Annotated in this window: 16 protein-coding genes; 15 read left to right on the top strand and 1 reads right to left on the bottom strand. The window is 33.9% G+C overall.

The window, feature by feature from the left end:
• The first annotated feature begins 70 nt into the window (after nt 1–70).
• The 10 genes from AC0GLY_RS04960 (at nt 71) to tsaD (ending at nt 8,477) form a co-directional block, all read left to right on the top strand.
• Nucleotides 71–2,002: an ABC transporter ATP-binding protein/permease gene (locus AC0GLY_RS04960; protein WP_496611088.1), complete on the top strand. Its 1,932-nt coding sequence runs from the start codon at nt 71–73 to the stop codon at nt 2,000–2,002.
• 110 nt (nt 2,003–2,112) lie between these two features.
• Complete coding sequence (tmk, locus tag AC0GLY_RS04955) at nt 2,113–2,754, top strand: dTMP kinase (protein ID WP_496611087.1); 642 nt, start codon at nt 2,113–2,115, stop codon at nt 2,752–2,754.
• Between the two features lie 9 nt (nt 2,755–2,763).
• Nucleotides 2,764–3,090 carry a cyclic di-AMP receptor DarA gene (darA, locus tag AC0GLY_RS04950; protein WP_496611086.1) on the top strand — a complete coding sequence of 109 codons (327 nt, stop codon included), beginning with the start codon at nt 2,764–2,766 and terminating at the stop codon, nt 3,088–3,090.
• Nucleotides 3,090–4,118 (top strand): DNA polymerase III subunit delta', encoded by a 1,029-nt coding sequence (gene holB / locus AC0GLY_RS04945; protein ID WP_496611085.1) that lies wholly within the window; start codon nt 3,090–3,092, stop codon nt 4,116–4,118. The genes darA and holB overlap by 1 nt, the downstream gene beginning before the upstream one ends.
• Nucleotides 4,119–4,123: 5 nt before the next feature.
• Complete coding sequence (locus AC0GLY_RS04940) at nt 4,124–4,450, top strand: DNA replication initiation control protein YabA (RefSeq protein WP_496611084.1); 327 nt, start codon at nt 4,124–4,126, stop codon at nt 4,448–4,450.
• A 5-nt stretch (nt 4,451–4,455) separates the two neighbouring features.
• A complete protein-coding gene (gene rsmI, locus AC0GLY_RS04935; protein ID WP_496611083.1) occupies nt 4,456–5,337 on the top strand; it encodes a 16S rRNA (cytidine(1402)-2'-O)-methyltransferase in 882 nt (293 codons plus the stop codon).
• 16 nt (nt 5,338–5,353) lie between these two features.
• Nucleotides 5,354–6,097 (top strand): acyl-[acyl-carrier-protein] thioesterase, encoded by a 744-nt coding sequence (locus AC0GLY_RS04930; RefSeq protein ID WP_496611082.1) that lies wholly within the window; start codon nt 5,354–5,356, stop codon nt 6,095–6,097.
• Between the two features lie 12 nt (nt 6,098–6,109).
• Nucleotides 6,110–6,835 (top strand): tRNA (adenosine(37)-N6)-threonylcarbamoyltransferase complex dimerization subunit type 1 TsaB, encoded by a 726-nt coding sequence (gene tsaB, locus AC0GLY_RS04925; RefSeq protein ID WP_496611081.1) that lies wholly within the window; start codon nt 6,110–6,112, stop codon nt 6,833–6,835.
• Complete coding sequence (locus tag AC0GLY_RS04920) at nt 6,819–7,418, top strand: GNAT family N-acetyltransferase (RefSeq protein ID WP_496611080.1); 600 nt, start codon at nt 6,819–6,821, stop codon at nt 7,416–7,418. Before tsaB ends, AC0GLY_RS04920 begins: the two co-directional genes overlap by 17 nt.
• Nucleotides 7,419–7,436: 18 nt before the next feature.
• On the top strand, nt 7,437–8,477 hold the full coding sequence (gene tsaD, locus AC0GLY_RS04915) for a tRNA (adenosine(37)-N6)-threonylcarbamoyltransferase complex transferase subunit TsaD (protein WP_496611079.1): 1,041 nt from the start codon (nt 7,437–7,439) through the stop codon (nt 8,475–8,477).
• A 34-nt stretch (nt 8,478–8,511) separates the two neighbouring features.
• On the opposite strand, the gene AC0GLY_RS04910 is transcribed toward tsaD, so the two are convergent.
• Nucleotides 8,512–10,458, bottom strand: a complete 1,947-nt coding sequence (locus tag AC0GLY_RS04910) for an ABC-F family ATP-binding cassette domain-containing protein (protein ID WP_496611078.1) — start codon at nt 10,456–10,458, stop codon at nt 8,512–8,514.
• Between the two features lie 139 nt (nt 10,459–10,597).
• On the opposite strand from AC0GLY_RS04910, the gene AC0GLY_RS04905 reads away from it, so the two are divergent.
• The 5 genes from AC0GLY_RS04905 (at nt 10,598) to AC0GLY_RS04885 (ending at nt 15,286) form a co-directional block, all read left to right on the top strand.
• Nucleotides 10,598–11,248 carry a redox-sensing transcriptional repressor Rex gene (locus tag AC0GLY_RS04905; protein WP_496611077.1) on the top strand — a complete coding sequence of 217 codons (651 nt, stop codon included), beginning with the start codon at nt 10,598–10,600 and terminating at the stop codon, nt 11,246–11,248.
• 19 nt (nt 11,249–11,267) lie between these two features.
• Nucleotides 11,268–12,770, top strand: coding sequence for a TPM domain-containing protein (locus AC0GLY_RS04900; protein WP_496611076.1), 1,503 nt, complete (start codon nt 11,268–11,270; stop codon nt 12,768–12,770).
• A gap of 35 nt (nt 12,771–12,805) precedes the next feature.
• Nucleotides 12,806–13,390 (top strand): LemA family protein, encoded by a 585-nt coding sequence (locus AC0GLY_RS04895; RefSeq protein ID WP_496611075.1) that lies wholly within the window; start codon nt 12,806–12,808, stop codon nt 13,388–13,390.
• Nucleotides 13,391–13,546: 156 nt separating this feature from the next.
• Nucleotides 13,547–14,425 carry an ABC transporter ATP-binding protein gene (locus tag AC0GLY_RS04890; RefSeq protein ID WP_496611074.1) on the top strand — a complete coding sequence of 293 codons (879 nt, stop codon included), beginning with the start codon at nt 13,547–13,549 and terminating at the stop codon, nt 14,423–14,425.
• Nucleotides 14,426–15,286 (top strand): ABC transporter permease, encoded by an 861-nt coding sequence (locus AC0GLY_RS04885; protein ID WP_496611073.1) that lies wholly within the window; start codon nt 14,426–14,428, stop codon nt 15,284–15,286.
• Nucleotides 15,287–15,288: the final 2 nt, after the last annotated feature.

The following is a 15,288-nucleotide window of genomic DNA, read 5'->3' as shown; positions in this document are numbered from 1 at the left end:
TCCTTTGTAATTTGTAATTGTTCAGGTACAATGTAATAAATGTAAACTTTCATTACAAAAGGAGAATAAGATGGCCTATTTGCAACTAAATGATATTAAAAAAACATATCATGTTGATGACCAAGCATTCGAAGTCTTAAAGGGCATTAATTTGAGTTTCGAACGCGGTGAATTTGTTTCAATTCTAGGTGAATCAGGTGGGGGAAAAACCACTTTGATGAATATTATTGCTGGACTAGACAGTGATTATTCCGGAGATGTCTTAATTGAAGGAAAATCATTGAAGCATGATACTGCTAAACAACTAGATGAATATCGTCGAAGTACAATTGGATTTATTTTTCAAAGTTTTAACTTAATTAGTCACTTAACCGTGCGGGAAAATGTGTTAGTTTCTTTAGAAATGACCAATCTTTCACATAAGCAACAGTTAGAACGTGCTGACCAATTACTTGATAAAGTGGGACTTGGTGACCATAAAAACAAATATCCTAACCAATTATCAGGTGGGCAAAAGCAACGGGTCTCAATTGCACGGACGTTAGCATCTGACCCTGATATCATCATTGCAGATGAACCAACGGGTGCTCTAGATGCGCAAAATACGGAAGAAATTTTGGAATTAATGAATGACATTGCCAAAGATGGTAAATTAGTTTTAGCGGTTACGCATTCTCAAATTGTCGCTAATTATGGGACTCGGATTGTACATCTTGCCAATGGTTTAATTGATGATGATCAAATTTTGAAGCCTGCTTTTCCGGTTAAAGATGAACCCCGTCCTTTTAAGTCCAAAGTAGCCAGTGTTAAGTCAATTGCCATAATGGCATGGCATCACTTTACTTACAACTTAAAACGTAATTTATTAATTACTTTTGGCGCCTCAATTGGGATATTTAGTGTTGTAATTATGTTAGGCCTTGGTAATGGAGTAAAGGGTTACATTAATCATGAAATTTATTCTCAAGTTAATCCTAATACTATTCAAGTCACTGAGAAAAAAGCCAATGATGATCAAGCTTCGAAGGTTAATTTTAGTAAGCATGATGTTGATAGTATTAAAAAAATTAAAGGGGTTAAAAAGATTACCAATGGTTACTATGCCATGGGTGGTGGTCAATTAAAGTCTGGAAGTAAGAGTGCTAGCTTAAGTTTTTTACAAACTTTTAATAACACTATCAAAAAGAACACTATTAAAGTTGGAACTGCTCCTGAAAAAAACGAAATTTTAATTAGCAAAAGTGATGCTGAAAAATTAAATAAAAAGCATCCTTATGCTATGAAGGGAAAGACCCTTTCCTTATATGTAAATGTCGTTGATGGTAACTCACAACCACAAATTGTTTCAAGAGAAGTTAAAGTAAGTGGAATTGCCGATGGTCAAGGTTCTTCAGTTTCATATGATACTTTGAAATCGATGTTTGAAGCCAATCATTTATCATTTAAGCCAAACTTCTTAGCTGTTGATATTGATGGTGGAGTGCAAAATGTTGAACCAGTTCAAAATTCAATTAAATCAATCAAGAACAGTCAAGGAAAGCATAACCTTATGATTACTGGTGCTGGAAGTATTGTTTCGACGTTGAATATCTATGTAAATCTTGCAGTTTCTGTATTAACTGCAATTGCTGCAATTTCATTATTGGTTTCAGCAATTATGATTATTGTGGTACTTTATATCAGTGTTTCAGAAAGAACCAAGGAAATTGGTATTTTAAGAGCATTAGGCTTCACTAAGGGAAACATTCGCAATCTCTTTATCTTTGAATCATTCTTTATTGGTTTATTTGCCTCATTATTTGCCGATGTAATTAGTTATCTAGTAGAATTTGGAATCAATCATATCTCTGATTCAGCCATTCACTATTCATTGATTCAAATTACTGCTGGAAATGCAGTCTTTGGAATCGTTGTGTCAGTTGTCATTTGCCTTCTAGCTGCATTAGCGCCTGCTCGTAAGGCAGCTAAAGTTGATCCAGTTGTTAGTTTAAGTGCTGAATAAAAAATCAAAAAGACTAAGTAATTAGTCTTTTTTGTTTGGCTGAAAATAGACAATGAATTTAACTTAAAGTACAATTAAATTAACGTAAGAAACGATGGGAATGGTGATGGATGAACGGGAAATTAATTACTTTTGAAGGCAGTGAAGGAGCAGGAAAAACTACTGCTCTAAAAGAAATTATCAAAAAAATTAAGCCTCATCTAGGTAAGCGTTTGGTGACAACCCGAGAACCAGGAGGAAATGTAATTTCTGAAGAAATTCGTAATATTATTATGGATAGCAAGAATAATAATATGGATGCCCGAACTGAGGCTTTATTATTTGCAGCAGCTCGACGTCAACATTTAGTTGATAAGGTGTTTCCTGCTTTACAGGCTGGCAAGTTAGTATTATGTGATCGCTATGTTGAAAGTTCCGTTGCATACCAAGGTGCTGGACGTGAACTTGGAGAACAGGCCATTTGGGATTTAAATCAATTTGCCACAGACAGTTTGAAACCAGACTTAACGATTTATTTCGATGTTCCTATTGAGGTGGGTTTAGATCGAATCATGCAACATCGAGCTAACGAAGTTAATCGACTAGACCAACAACAACACGAATTCTATGTAAAAGTTCATGATGCTTATGAACAAATTGCTATAGATCATCCAGACCAAGTGGTTAAAATTGATGCAACCCAACCAGTAGCACAAGTGGTATCAGATGTTTTAACCATAATTGAGGCACGTGTCCCAGAATATTTTAATTAGGAGAAAATTATGAAATTAGTCCTTGCAATTATTCAAGAAAAAGACGCTTCAACTTTACAAGCAGCTTTAAATGATAAAAAAATCACCTCGACTCAGTTACCAACTAAGGGTGGATTTTTGAAAGCTAAAAACACAACTTTTATGATTGGAATTGATGAAGATCGCGTTCAAACAGTATTGGATGTCATTAAAGAGTCTTGTCAGGCACGCGACCAATACGTTACTCCTCCAATTAACCTTGCTGGTAGTATAAGTGATACTTCTTATCCAGTTGAAGTTCAAGTTGGTGGGGCGACGGTCATGGTCCTTCCAATGGATAACTTTTACCGTTTCTAATGGAAAACGAAACTAAAGCCACAAAACTGATTAAACAAGCAATGGTTGCCCAACCAAAATTAACGCAGCACTTTATGCAAGTAGTGGCTGATCAAGATCTAAGTCATGCTTATTTATTTTCGGGAGCAGCTGGGCTTGGAAAGATTGCCGTGGCAAAGACAATTGCCATGCGCTTATTTTGTCAGCATTTGAACCCACAGGGAATGCCTTGCGGGATTTGTAACGAATGTGTCCGAATTGCTCTAGATGAGCATCCAGATGTTATGTTGGTAAGGCCAGAGGGACGAACTATTAAAGTTCAACAAATTCGTACTTTAAAGCAAGAATTCTCTAAAAGTGCAGTGGAAGGGAATCGTAAGCTTTTTATCATTGATGGTGCTGATTTGATGACCAATGGAGCTGCCAATAGTCTTTTAAAATTTATAGAAGAACCGATAGGTAACGTAAATTCATTTCTGCTAACGGATGATTATCATAAGTTATTACCGACGATTCAGTCGCGGACACAATTAGTTGAATTGCCTAAAATTAATCCTGAAATACTTGAAAAATATGCAGAAGGTAAGCAACTTACGCCAACGGCTTTGAATTTAGTTTTACAATTAACTAGTGATACAACTGTAATTGATCGATTATGTGAAGATAACTGGGTGATTAATATGAAACAACAAGTTGAAGCCTGGTTTAAAATGTTAGCAACTCAAGACTATCAAGCATTTCCTTTAATTCAAACAAACTTTTTACCATTAATTCGTGATCGTGAAGATCAAAAAATGACAATTGAGATGATGTGTTTAATTTTTAGAGATGTTTTTAATGTTAAATTTAAAGCGACCTCTGCTAATCAATTAGCGTTTGGTAACATCTACAACGTAATTGAACAAGTTGCTAATCAATTGTCAGACCAACAATTAATCAGTATGATTGATAACATATTGAATAGTGCCAAAAAACAACAAATTAACGTTAGTTTTCAAAATATTTTAGAAGTAATTACGTTAGATTGTTTAACTAAAATGAAAGGGTAGCCGAATTGAATATTGATAAAATGAATGATGGAATGGATAAGCTATCCATTCAGTTTAAACAAATGGTTACTAAAATTGATGAAGTTCGTGAGCAAATGAATGCAGTGTTGGAAGAAAACTCAGAGCTAAAAATTGAAAATGAACATTTAAGAAATTTACTTGAAAATTCTAATAAGAAGAGTGAAGGAGTTCAAGGACTTTCTAAATCTAAAAAATTGTTAGAAAAATTATATAATGAAGGTTTCCATGTTTGTAACGAATCATATGGGAAACGTCGATTACGGCATGAAAGTTGTATTTTTTGTACGCAAATTATCTATGGAGAAAGGTAAGTAAAATGACTTTACAAACTCAAACGAGTTTTGAAAAACGTGACAGTGGTAAGTTATATCTCATCCCAACTCCGATTGGTAATTTAGAAGATATGACTTTTAGAGCAGTTAATTTATTAAAGGAAGTTGATTTAATTGCAGCCGAAGATACGCGTAATACGCAAAAGTTATTAAATCACTTTGATATAAAAACTAAACAAATTAGTTTTCACGAACATAATACAGAATCTCGAATTCCTGAATTAATTAATAAAATCAAAAGTGGAATAAATATTGCTCAAGTCAGCGATGCAGGGATGCCTTCGATCAGTGATCCAGGGCACGAACTGGTTGAGCGTTGTATTGAAGCCAATATTCCAGTTGTTAGTATTCCTGGGGCTAGTGCGGGCATGACGAGTTTGATTGCTTCTGGCTTAAGTCCACAACCATTTTTATTTTATGGATTTTTAAATCGCAAACCTAAAGACCAAATTGCTGAATTAGAAGAATTAGCTCAAGAAAAACCAACTTTGATCTTCTACGAAGCCCCTCATCGATTAAAGAAAACACTAACTAACTTGCAAAAAGTGTTAGGCAACCGAAAAGCCGTACTTGGACGTGAATTGACGAAACGTTATGAAGAGTATATTCGAGGTAACCTTACAGATCTAGTTGAATGGTCACAAACTAATCAAATTCGTGGTGAATTTGTGATTATGGTAGCTGGTAATCCAGAAGGTAAGCTAAATACGGACCAAATTGAAGATGAAAGCTTAAAATTAAGTGTTGAGGATCAAGTTCAACGTTTGATTGATACCGGTGAAAAAACAAATACGGCAATTAAAAAGGTGGCAAAGCTTAATCACTTAGTTCGTCAAGATGTGTATAATCAATTCCATAAGCTTTAGAGAGAAGGGGTACTTAATGGCAGCAAAAATTTTTACTGAAGCGTATAAAATTGCTAATTTTGAAACCAACATTCATGAAACAATTACATTACAATATCTTTTAGATATTGTAATTCAAGCATCAGAAGATCAATCTCAAATTTTAAACCTAGGAACTGCCAAGGTTCAAGAAGATGGGGTTACTTGGGTAGTAATTCAATACGATGTTGATATCAAGCAATTGCCAAAGGCTGGTCAAACCGTAAAACTTCAAACACAGGGAACTAGTTATACAAAAAGTTTTGCTAATCGTCATTTTTGGATTCGAGATTTGAATGATAATATTTTGGCTGAAGTGAAAAGCTTGTGGGTTATGATGAATCTTACTACTCGCAAAATGGTTCGAATTCCAGAAGAAGCTGTGGTTCCTTATGGAAGTGAAAAGGTTAAACGACTTGAACGACTTCACAAATTACATAAATATGATGCTGAAAATGCCAAAACTATGTATTTCCCAGTTACTTTTAATGATATTGACTTTAATGGTCATGTTAGTAATACTAGATACATTAATTGGATGAGTGATACATTATCATTTGATTTTCAAAAAGATCGTTTACCAACGGGATTTAGTATTAAGTTTGAAGATGAAGTTCGTTATGGTGATCAGGTGACTAGCGTGGTAAATGTGATCGATAACGGTAATACTACTGTTCATCAAATTATGGTCGATGGAAAGGCCCGTTCGATGGCAGAAATTAATTGGAAAAAAATTAACTAAGAGAGTGAAATAATGAAAGTATTAGCAATCGATACCTCAAATCGTCCGCTTTCAATTGCGGTTTTAGATAATGAACAAATTTTAGCAACTACTACTATGACTACCCAACGAAAACATGCTGCATATGCTATGCAGATTGTGGAAAAGTTAATGCACTTAGCTAAATTACAACCGGAAGATTTAGATCGAATAGTAATCGCTGAGGGTCCTGGGTCATATACTGGTCTTCGAGTAGCTGTGACTATTGGTAAAGTTCTTGCTGATACTTTGAACTTAGAGTTGGTGTCAGTTTCCAGTTTGTTAACATTAGTCTTAAATGTGCAAAAAGAAGGCCAATTAGTGATGCCACTTTTTGATGCACGTAATGATATTTTATTTACAGGTCTTTATCGGACATCGGCACAGGGACCAATTGAAATAATTCCTGATCAACATGTCTCATTTGCTGATTTTGTAAAACAAGTTAGTCAATATGATGAACCAATTGTTTTTTTAGGCGAAGATGTTGACAAATATGCGGAACGGTTACAAACTGTTTTTGGAAGTCGTTTTAAAACAATGGTTGGAATTGACAATCTTCTACAAGCTTCTAAGCTAGGAATTTATGGTGAACAACAAAAGCCAATTTCTGAGATTGCAAGTTTGGTACCTAAGTATCTTCGACTAACGCAAGCAGAATCTGATTGGCAAAAATTACATCCAGGAGAAGGTCCCGAATCTTATGTTGAACAAGTTTAAGCAACTTTATTTAAAATACAAACAAAACCGTAATGAAGAAAAAATTAATCAAGCATTACAATTTAAAAATCAAACGGTTACGATTAATAACATTAAATATTTCTTGGGAAAGGGCATGATGACGGATGTTCCCGAAATTCTCAAGCTTGACCAAGCCGCTTATTCTAGTGATTTGAAGTGGAGCAAAGCTCGCTTTTTAGATGAGTTAAAAAATAGTAAAAACTCCTTTTATTTAATTTTACGAAAAAATGATGAATTAGTTGGGTTTATTTGTATTGCTCTTTGTCGAGATGAAAAATGTGCTCATATTGAAAACGTTGCAATTAAACCGGAACTTCAAGGACAAGGATTAGGGTACTTCTTAGTTACGACTGTAATTCAACGAGCTCGTCAAATGGGATTGGAACAAATTGATGTTACTTGTCGAGTGCAAAATATTAAAACACAAGATTTATTTAAAGATTTAGGTTTTGTTCAATTGAACATTAAGCCTGATTTTTATAAAGATGGTAGTGAAGCGGTTTGTTTACAACTACATTTATATAAAATTAATTACATCGGCTCAAAAAATTTTGGAAGATAAGCGTGGGGAAAAAATAAAATGGATAAAGTTAAACAAAAAAGCTTGATTTTAGCATTTGAAACTAGTTGTGACGAAACTAGTGTCTCCATAATTAAAAATGGAACTGAGATTTTAACTAACATTGTTGCAACTCAAATTAAGAGTCATCAACGTTTTGGGGGAGTAGTTCCTGAAGTTGCTAGTCGTCATCATATTGAACAAATTACGCTTTGTATTGATAAAGCGCTTTTATCAGCACAAGTTACTTATGATGATTTGACAGGAGTAGCTATTACATACGGTCCAGGTTTAGTAGGATCACTTTTAGTTGGAATTACTGCTGCTAAAGTAGTAGCATGGGCCCATCATTTACCATTAATTCCAGTTAATCATATTGCTGGACATATATATGCCACTAACTTTGAGCATCCTATTGAATTTCCAGCGTTGGCTCTGGTTGTTTCCGGGGGTCACACTGAGCTAGTGTGGATGCCAGCAGAAGGCCAATTTAAAATTATTGGGGAAACACGTGATGATGCAGCTGGTGAAACTTACGATAAAATTGGTCGAGTGATTGGGATTAATTACCCAGCTGGGCCAACTGTTGATAAGTTAGCTCATGAAGGAAAAGACACTTTTGATTTTCCACGAGCAATGATGAAAGACGATAATTTTGATTTTAGTTTTAGTGGATTGAAGAGTGCATTTATTAATACGGTTCATCATGCTGATCAGGTGGGGGAAACTTTAAACAAATCTGATTTAGCAACTAGTTTTCAAAATGCGGTCACAGATGTTTTGGTTACTAAGGCCATGCTTGCATTAGATAAATACCCAGCTAAAGAATTTATTTTAGCTGGAGGAGTTGCTGCTAATCGTGGTTTGCGGGAAAAGTTAGATTATGAATTAAGTAAACGAGACGTTGACTTTGTCAAAGCCCCATTAAAACTTTGTGGGGATAATGCTGCGATGATTGGTGCAGCAGCTGAAATGTTGCAGCGCCATGGTGCTAAAGCAGATATGGGATTGAATGCTGATCCAGGGCTTGAGTTTGAATGGGAAGAAAATGAAGAACAATAAAATTATAAAAAAGAACCCTAATTAGGGTTCTTTTTTATAATTCTTCTAATTTTAAGCTAGCATTTTCCCACTCAGTTTCGGTTTCGGTTTGTTTCTTGGTAATATCATCAAGTTGGGTTTGTAACGCCTGGCTTTTGTTATTATCATTATAGTTTTCTGGTAGCGTCATGGCCAGTTCAATTTCATTTTTTTGTTCATCGAGTTGGGTAAGCTTGGTTTCTAGCTCATCGATTAAACGCGATAATTTTCGCTTTTCTCGTTGAGCTGCCTTATTAGCTTGGTAACGTTGCTTGGTATCAGAAACTGGGGCAACTTTAGTAGTCGTCGTTGGGTTAGTTTCACTTTCGTGAGCTTCAATCTCGACTTCCTCGGCTTTTTTGGCAGCATAGTAATCATAATTACCCATATAGATTTTAGAGCCATCAGCACTAAGCTCCATGATGTCGGTTGCTAACCGATTAATGAAATAACGGTCATGAGAAATAAACAAAATGGTTCCTGCAAAATTTAAAAGTGCTTTTTCCAAAACATCAATACTATCAATGTCCAAATGATTAGTTGGTTCATCCAACACTAAGAAGTTATCTTGATTCATTGATAGTTTAGTTAAGAGGAGACGAGCACGTTCCCCACCCGATAAATTAGCCACACTTTTTTCTACGCTTTCGCCACTAAAAAGAAAACTTCCTAAGATTGAGCGAATTTCACCTTCAGGAATAGTGGGATAATCATCCCATAGTTCGTGTAAAACATCCTTTTCAGGATGCAGACTAGCTTGTTGTTGATCGTAATAACCAACACTTACTCCAGTTCCAAATTGAAAATCTCCACGAATTTTAGGTAATTTTCCCAAAATCGTTTTTAAAAAAGTAGATTTACCAATTCCGTTTGGGCCAAAAATGGCCATTCGTTGATGATTTTTCAAATGTAGATTAATCGGATAACTTAACTCAACATCATCATACCCAATGCCTAAATTATCTACATCTAAAACAATATTTCCGCTTTTTCGTGCTGGATGAAAGCGAAAATGAGCTGTTCCATGAGTTGACTTGGGTTTATTAATTACATTTAACTTATCGAGTTGCTTTTGTCTGGCCTGAGCTCTTTTAGTTGTGGATGCTCTTGCAATGTTTTTTTGGACAAAATCTTCTTCTTTTTTGATTTTTCGTTGTTGTTTTTCGTAATTCTTTTCGTCAATTGCTTGGCGACGTACTTTTTCGTTGACGTAATTAGTGTAATTACCCTTATAATAATTCATTACACCATGATCTAAGTTATAGATTTCGTTAACCACTTTGTCCATAAAATAACGATCATGGGAAATAATCAAAAGGGCACCAGTATAAGATTGAAGATAATTCTCGAGCCATGCAGTTGTTTCCATATCGATATGGTTAGTTGGTTCGTCAAGCGCTAACAAATCTGGCTTTTCTAATAATAACTTTGCTATAGCAAGTCGAGTTTGCTGTCCACCTGATAATTCACTAATTTTGCGTTCATAATCAGATTCGTAAAAGCCAAATCCAGCTAAAACGGTTCTGATTTCAGCACGATACCCATAGCCATTTTTTAAGGTGAAGTCTGCCTGTAATTGATCATAAGCTTTCGATACCTCAGCTAATTTAGTTGGATTACCATTAATTTGGGGATCACTAATTTGAGCTTCAAGTTCGTGTAATTGAGCTTCTTCTTGAATAATTGCTGAAAAAGCTAATCGCATTTCCGCAATTATGGTTCGATCAGAATGTAAGCCCGTATTTTGGGGAAGATAACCAATCGATAAATTCTTCTTTTGATTAATCGTTCCTTCACTAGGGGAACTTTCACCAACTAGCATTTTTAAAAGAGTTGATTTACCGGCACCATTTTGTCCGACCAAACCAATTTTACTATTAGAATTAATTGTTAAACTAAGATTAGAAAAAATGGGTTCGCCATTAAATCTTTTGGTGAGATTATTAGCTTGTAAAATAATCACAAAATCACCTACTTTCTCAGTTAATTTTACCATATTATAGCTAAAGGCTTGTGAATTTGAAATGTTAAAATTTCACAAGCCTTATTTTTATGGTAAGATATAGTATAAAACATATCTAAATTTTAAGGAGTAAGATGTAATGACAGAAACCAAGATTCCACGTGCAACTGCAAAAAGGCTACCGCTTTATTATCGTTATTTAAATATTCTGCATGATGGCGGAAAAGATCGGGTTTCTTCAAATGAATTAGCGGAAGCAATTCACGTTGATTCTGCTACCATTAGACGTGATTTTTCTTATTTTGGGGCTCTTGGCAAACGCGGCTATGGTTATGATGTCGATGATTTAATTGAATTTTTTAAAAATATTCTTCATCAAGACCGCTTAACAAACGTTGCTTTGATTGGAGTTGGTAATTTAGGACATGCATTATTGAACTTTAATTTTCACCAAGATAGTAATATTCGAATTTCTGCAGCTTTTGATACAAATCCGAAAAATATTAATACCATTCAAGGTGGGGTTCCCATTTATCCCATGGACCAAATGGTAAATCAATTAAAGGAACAACAAATTAGTGTGGTTATTTTGACAGTTCCAGCAAACGTTGCTCAAGAAGTGGCTAATCAGGTTGCTCAAGCGGGGGTAAGTGGAATTTTGAACTTTACTTCGATTCGATTAAATGTGCCAGAAAGTATTCGAGTTCACAATGTTGATTTGACTAATGAACTGCAAACACTAATTTATTTTATTGATCATTATGATAAAAAAGGCAACGAAGTAGAATAAAAGAGTGGAGGTAAATTATTTGAGAGCTACAGTAAAAAAATATTTTATCGTGACTCTTTTTTTATTAACTTTTTTGGGAGTTTTGAGTGGATTTCAAGTTGCAAAAGCTGATGGAATTCATGAATCAGCTTGGGTAAAGGATAATGCTCAAGTTTTGAATCAAACAACAATTAAACAAGTTGATTCGATTAACGAGAATAATTTGAAACAAGTAAAGGGACATCCACAGTTTGCAGTAATTACCACGAAAGGATTGCCCAAAGGAGTTTCTAGTATTGAAGATTATGCTCATGACCAAATGAAACAACTTGGAATTGGCCGCAAGGGTTGGAATAATGGAATTTTACTAATTATTGATACTCAAAACCATGTTAATCGTTTGGAAGTTGGGACTGGATTAGAGGCAGCTTTACCAGATGGTGCAAAATCCAAGCTGGTAAATGCTAAAGTTCAACAAGCATTTAAGCAAAATGATTACAGTATTGGAGTTAATGAATTAGCTACTAATGTTTATCAATATTTAAATGCCCATCAAAGTGCAATTAGTAAGTCTAGTAGCGTAAATAATTCCCAACCAACGACACCAGGACTTAAAAGTAACAGTGTAGTAGCAGTTTTTCAACGTAATCAAGCTAAGGTTGCGTTTGTTTTATTTTTATTAATTGGTTTTGGACTAGTCAGTTTTGCAATAAGTAAGTTACTTTTTCCTAAGTTGCGAAATCGAGATCAACATACCTTAGTTCAAAGAAAGTTTGCGAAAACTGGAATTAATAACAATCAGCTGTTGCAAAAATTAAATCACTTTGTAACTGATGAGCTACAACACGATCAGAGATTTAACGTTAATAGATTAAGTATGCCTGAATGGTGGTATTTATTAAATTCGCTTAATTTAAAGCAACCAATTAGTTTAGCTCAGAATTATAATTTAGAAATTAAAAAAGGTAATCCACTTTATCAGCAACAATTAATTTCAAATCAAACCTTAGCTAATTACAAAAAGCAATTACAACAGCGGCAACGAACAAATCTTAATGTGGTTGCCGAAGCTGCTCGAAATTATGCTCTGCAAAATAATTTTCCAGGGAATGTAAATCAATTTGTCAATGATACGGTTAGACAAATTTCCCGATTAACTTGGTTTGGTTTATCAAATATGGATTCTGAATTTAAAACCAAGTTGCAAGATGCCTTAGAAATCATGTTTGCAGATGCTACCTTGCATTATCAAGTTAATCATGATGCTAGTTTACGTGCAAAAATGAAAAGAGCTGGCATCTATAATCCAGACCAATACATTAATGATTTATCCAATGAGCAAAAGAAAAGCTTTGTAACACATGGTTTAATCAATACCGCTTTGCTTTTAGGGGCAATTGGGTTATTACATCATTCAAATTGGCATGATAATAACTTTCCTCCGATGGGGGGAGGTTTCGGGGATAGTGATTCAGGCTTTGATGACTTCGGTAGCGGTTTTGGTGGTTCTGGCGATGATGACGGTGGCGGATTTAATTTTTAATTACAACTAACTTAGTATAAATAAAGGAAAAGAATATGACTAAAAATACAAAAATAACTTTAAGCATTGTTGGGGCAATTGCCTTTTTGGTAATTGCAATTGGCGGTTGGTTTATTATGTCCCAAAATAGTTTACGTGTTAGTCAGCAAAATGTTGATCAGCAATGGAGTAATGTTGAAGTTCAATTACAGCGACGAGCTGATTTAACGCCACAATTAGTTGGTGCGGTTAAAGGAAATATGAAGAATGAACAAAAAATATTTGGACAAATTGCGGATGCAAGAAAACAATATGATAGTGCTAGTACGCCGGCTGATAAGGTCAAACAAGCAGATAACTTAAACACAAAAACGCAAGTCTTGATTAATGCAGTTCACGAAAATTATCCTCAATTGGCCAGTTCTTCAAATGTTAATGATTTAATGACGCAGATTGAAGGGTCAGAAAACCGAATTAGTCAAACTCGTCGTGATTATAATGATGCAGTCCAGACTTATAATCGAAAAGTAGTTTCTTTCCCAAGTAGTATTGTAGCTAATAGTGCTGGAATGAAAACTAAACCATTCTTCCAAAGTGCTTCCACTGCTACGCAAGCACCAAAAGTTGATTTAGAAAATTAAAATTTAAAAAATAGTTTCAGAATTGAAGGCTTTTCTTTAATTTTGGAGCTATTTTTTTGACCACTAAAACTCAGATTTATACCACATACCTTAATTTTAATTACAAAATGAGTAAATTAGGTTAAATTGTAAACATTAATTAAGGAGGGAATCGAGATGATTTTTTTAAGTGCAGATTTATTAACCAAAGTTTATAAAAATAAAGTGGCAGTTGATCATATTGATTTAAAAATTAGGAAGGGTGAATTTGTAACAATTCTAGGGCCAAATGGATCTGGTAAATCAACCATTATTGAAATGTTGACTGGATTACTCCGACCGACTTCAGGGTCTATTCAATTAGAAGGATTTACTCCAATTGAAAAAACATATCGAGCTAAAATTGGAATTGTTTTTCAAAATAGTGTGTTAGATGCTGAGTTATCAGTTCAGGATAATTTATTTCTAAGGGCACAGATGTATCCAAATATTAGTAAAGATAATGTACTCGAAATTGTAAATATGATTGGAATTGATAGTTTTTTCAAACAAAGATATGGAACTTTGTCTGGTGGGCAACGAAGAAGGGTTGATATTGCAAGAGCTCTATTACATCGTCCAGAAGTTTTATTTTTAGATGAACCAACTACTGGATTAGATATTCAAACACGAACTAAGATTTGGGAAATTTTAGAAAGTTTAAGAAAAGAGTGGAATACAACTATTATTTTAACTACGCAATATTTAGAAGAAGCTGAAAGTTCTGACAAAATTTATATTATTGATAATGGAAAAATTTTACTTGATGATAAAGTGGAAAATATTAAAAAGAATTATGCTAAAAACAAGCTATTGCTTTATACAAAGAAAAATATTGAACTGAATGGTCATCTTATGCAAAAAGTTAGAGAAAATCAGTATTTGATTAACAACATTTCCAAAAATGATGCGATTCAATTTTTAACAGAAAAACAAAATTTAATCGAAAATTTTGAATATTGTCAAAGCACCATGGATGATATTTTTATGGAATTAACGGGAAAGGAAATTAGATAAATGATTAGTTTAACTAAACGAAATTTAAAACTTTATTTTAATAGTTGGGAAAATGTCTTACTTTCATTAATTGGTTCATTAATTTCTTTTGTATTATATATAGTTTTTTTAAAACAAAGTATTTTAACTAGTTGGCAATCAGTTCCCCATACAACGCTACTATTAGATCCTTGGTTAATTGGGGGAACTTTAACGGTTACAGCGGTTACTACTACATTAAATTGTTTAGGACAAATGATAAATGATCAAGATCATGGTAGAATTCGTGATTTTGCAATTATGCCGCTTTCCTTCTTTCGAATCCAATTATCGTATTTATTTAGTGCTTTTGTAGTTGGAATTTTGATGCAAATAATGGTTTACGGAATTTTACAATTGTATTTTAATTTAACGGATGGATTGAGATTTAGCTTCAACATCTTTTTAAAGATTGTTCCTGTTATGATACTTAGTAGTTTAACTTGGACGATTATAAATGCTTTTATTTTGTCATTTGTTAAAAATTTTAAAAGTGCTGGAACAGTTGATTCTATTGTGGGAACTGCTGCTGGTTTTTTCGCTGGAGTATATATACCAATCGGTTCTGTACCTACATTTGCACAAAACTTAATGAAATTAACACCTGCTCCTTATGATGCATCTTTATATCGTCAAATTTTAATGGGTCATCAAATAAACGCTACTTTTAAAAACACTTCTGCTAATTATTTTGAAAAAATGATGGGAGTAAAAATCGATATCAATGGACTTTTAAATTTCAAAAGTGAATTAATAATTATGATTTCTTTTGCAGTTATTGTATTATTATTCTTAATATTGAAATCTAATAGAATACGAAAGGTATCATTAAAAAGAGGTTAGTT

The organism is Fructilactobacillus sp. YLN 2507, assembly GCF_059614085.1.
The sequence above is the reverse complement of the archived record's forward strand: the minus strand, read 5'-3'. Positions and strand labels throughout refer to the sequence as shown.

Bases quoted from the DNA above. Each gene is read 5' to 3' on its own strand.
- rsmI (WP_496611083.1), top strand. From the start codon at position 4,456: ATGACTTTACAAACTCAAACGAGTTTTGAAAAACGTGACAGTGGTAAG.
- tsaD (WP_496611079.1), top strand. From the start codon at position 7,437: ATGGATAAAGTTAAACAAAAAAGCTTGATTTTAGCATTTGAAACTAGT.
- AC0GLY_RS04885 (WP_496611073.1), top strand. From the start codon at position 14,426: ATGATTAGTTTAACTAAACGAAATTTAAAACTTTATTTTAATAGTTGG.
- AC0GLY_RS04960 (WP_496611088.1), top strand. From the start codon at position 71: ATGGCCTATTTGCAACTAAATGATATTAAAAAAACATATCATGTTGAT.
- AC0GLY_RS04905 (WP_496611077.1), top strand. From the start codon at position 10,598: ATGACAGAAACCAAGATTCCACGTGCAACTGCAAAAAGGCTACCGCTT.
- tmk (WP_496611087.1), top strand. From the start codon at position 2,113: ATGAACGGGAAATTAATTACTTTTGAAGGCAGTGAAGGAGCAGGAAAA.
- tsaB (WP_496611081.1), top strand. From the start codon at position 6,110: ATGAAAGTATTAGCAATCGATACCTCAAATCGTCCGCTTTCAATTGCG.
- AC0GLY_RS04890 (WP_496611074.1), top strand. From the start codon at position 13,547: ATGATTTTTTTAAGTGCAGATTTATTAACCAAAGTTTATAAAAATAAA.
- AC0GLY_RS04930 (WP_496611082.1), top strand. From the start codon at position 5,354: ATGGCAGCAAAAATTTTTACTGAAGCGTATAAAATTGCTAATTTTGAA.
- AC0GLY_RS04920 (WP_496611080.1), top strand. From the start codon at position 6,819: ATGTTGAACAAGTTTAAGCAACTTTATTTAAAATACAAACAAAACCGT.
- holB (WP_496611085.1), top strand. From the start codon at position 3,090: ATGGAAAACGAAACTAAAGCCACAAAACTGATTAAACAAGCAATGGTT.
- AC0GLY_RS04895 (WP_496611075.1), top strand. From the start codon at position 12,806: ATGACTAAAAATACAAAAATAACTTTAAGCATTGTTGGGGCAATTGCC.
- darA (WP_496611086.1), top strand. From the start codon at position 2,764: ATGAAATTAGTCCTTGCAATTATTCAAGAAAAAGACGCTTCAACTTTA.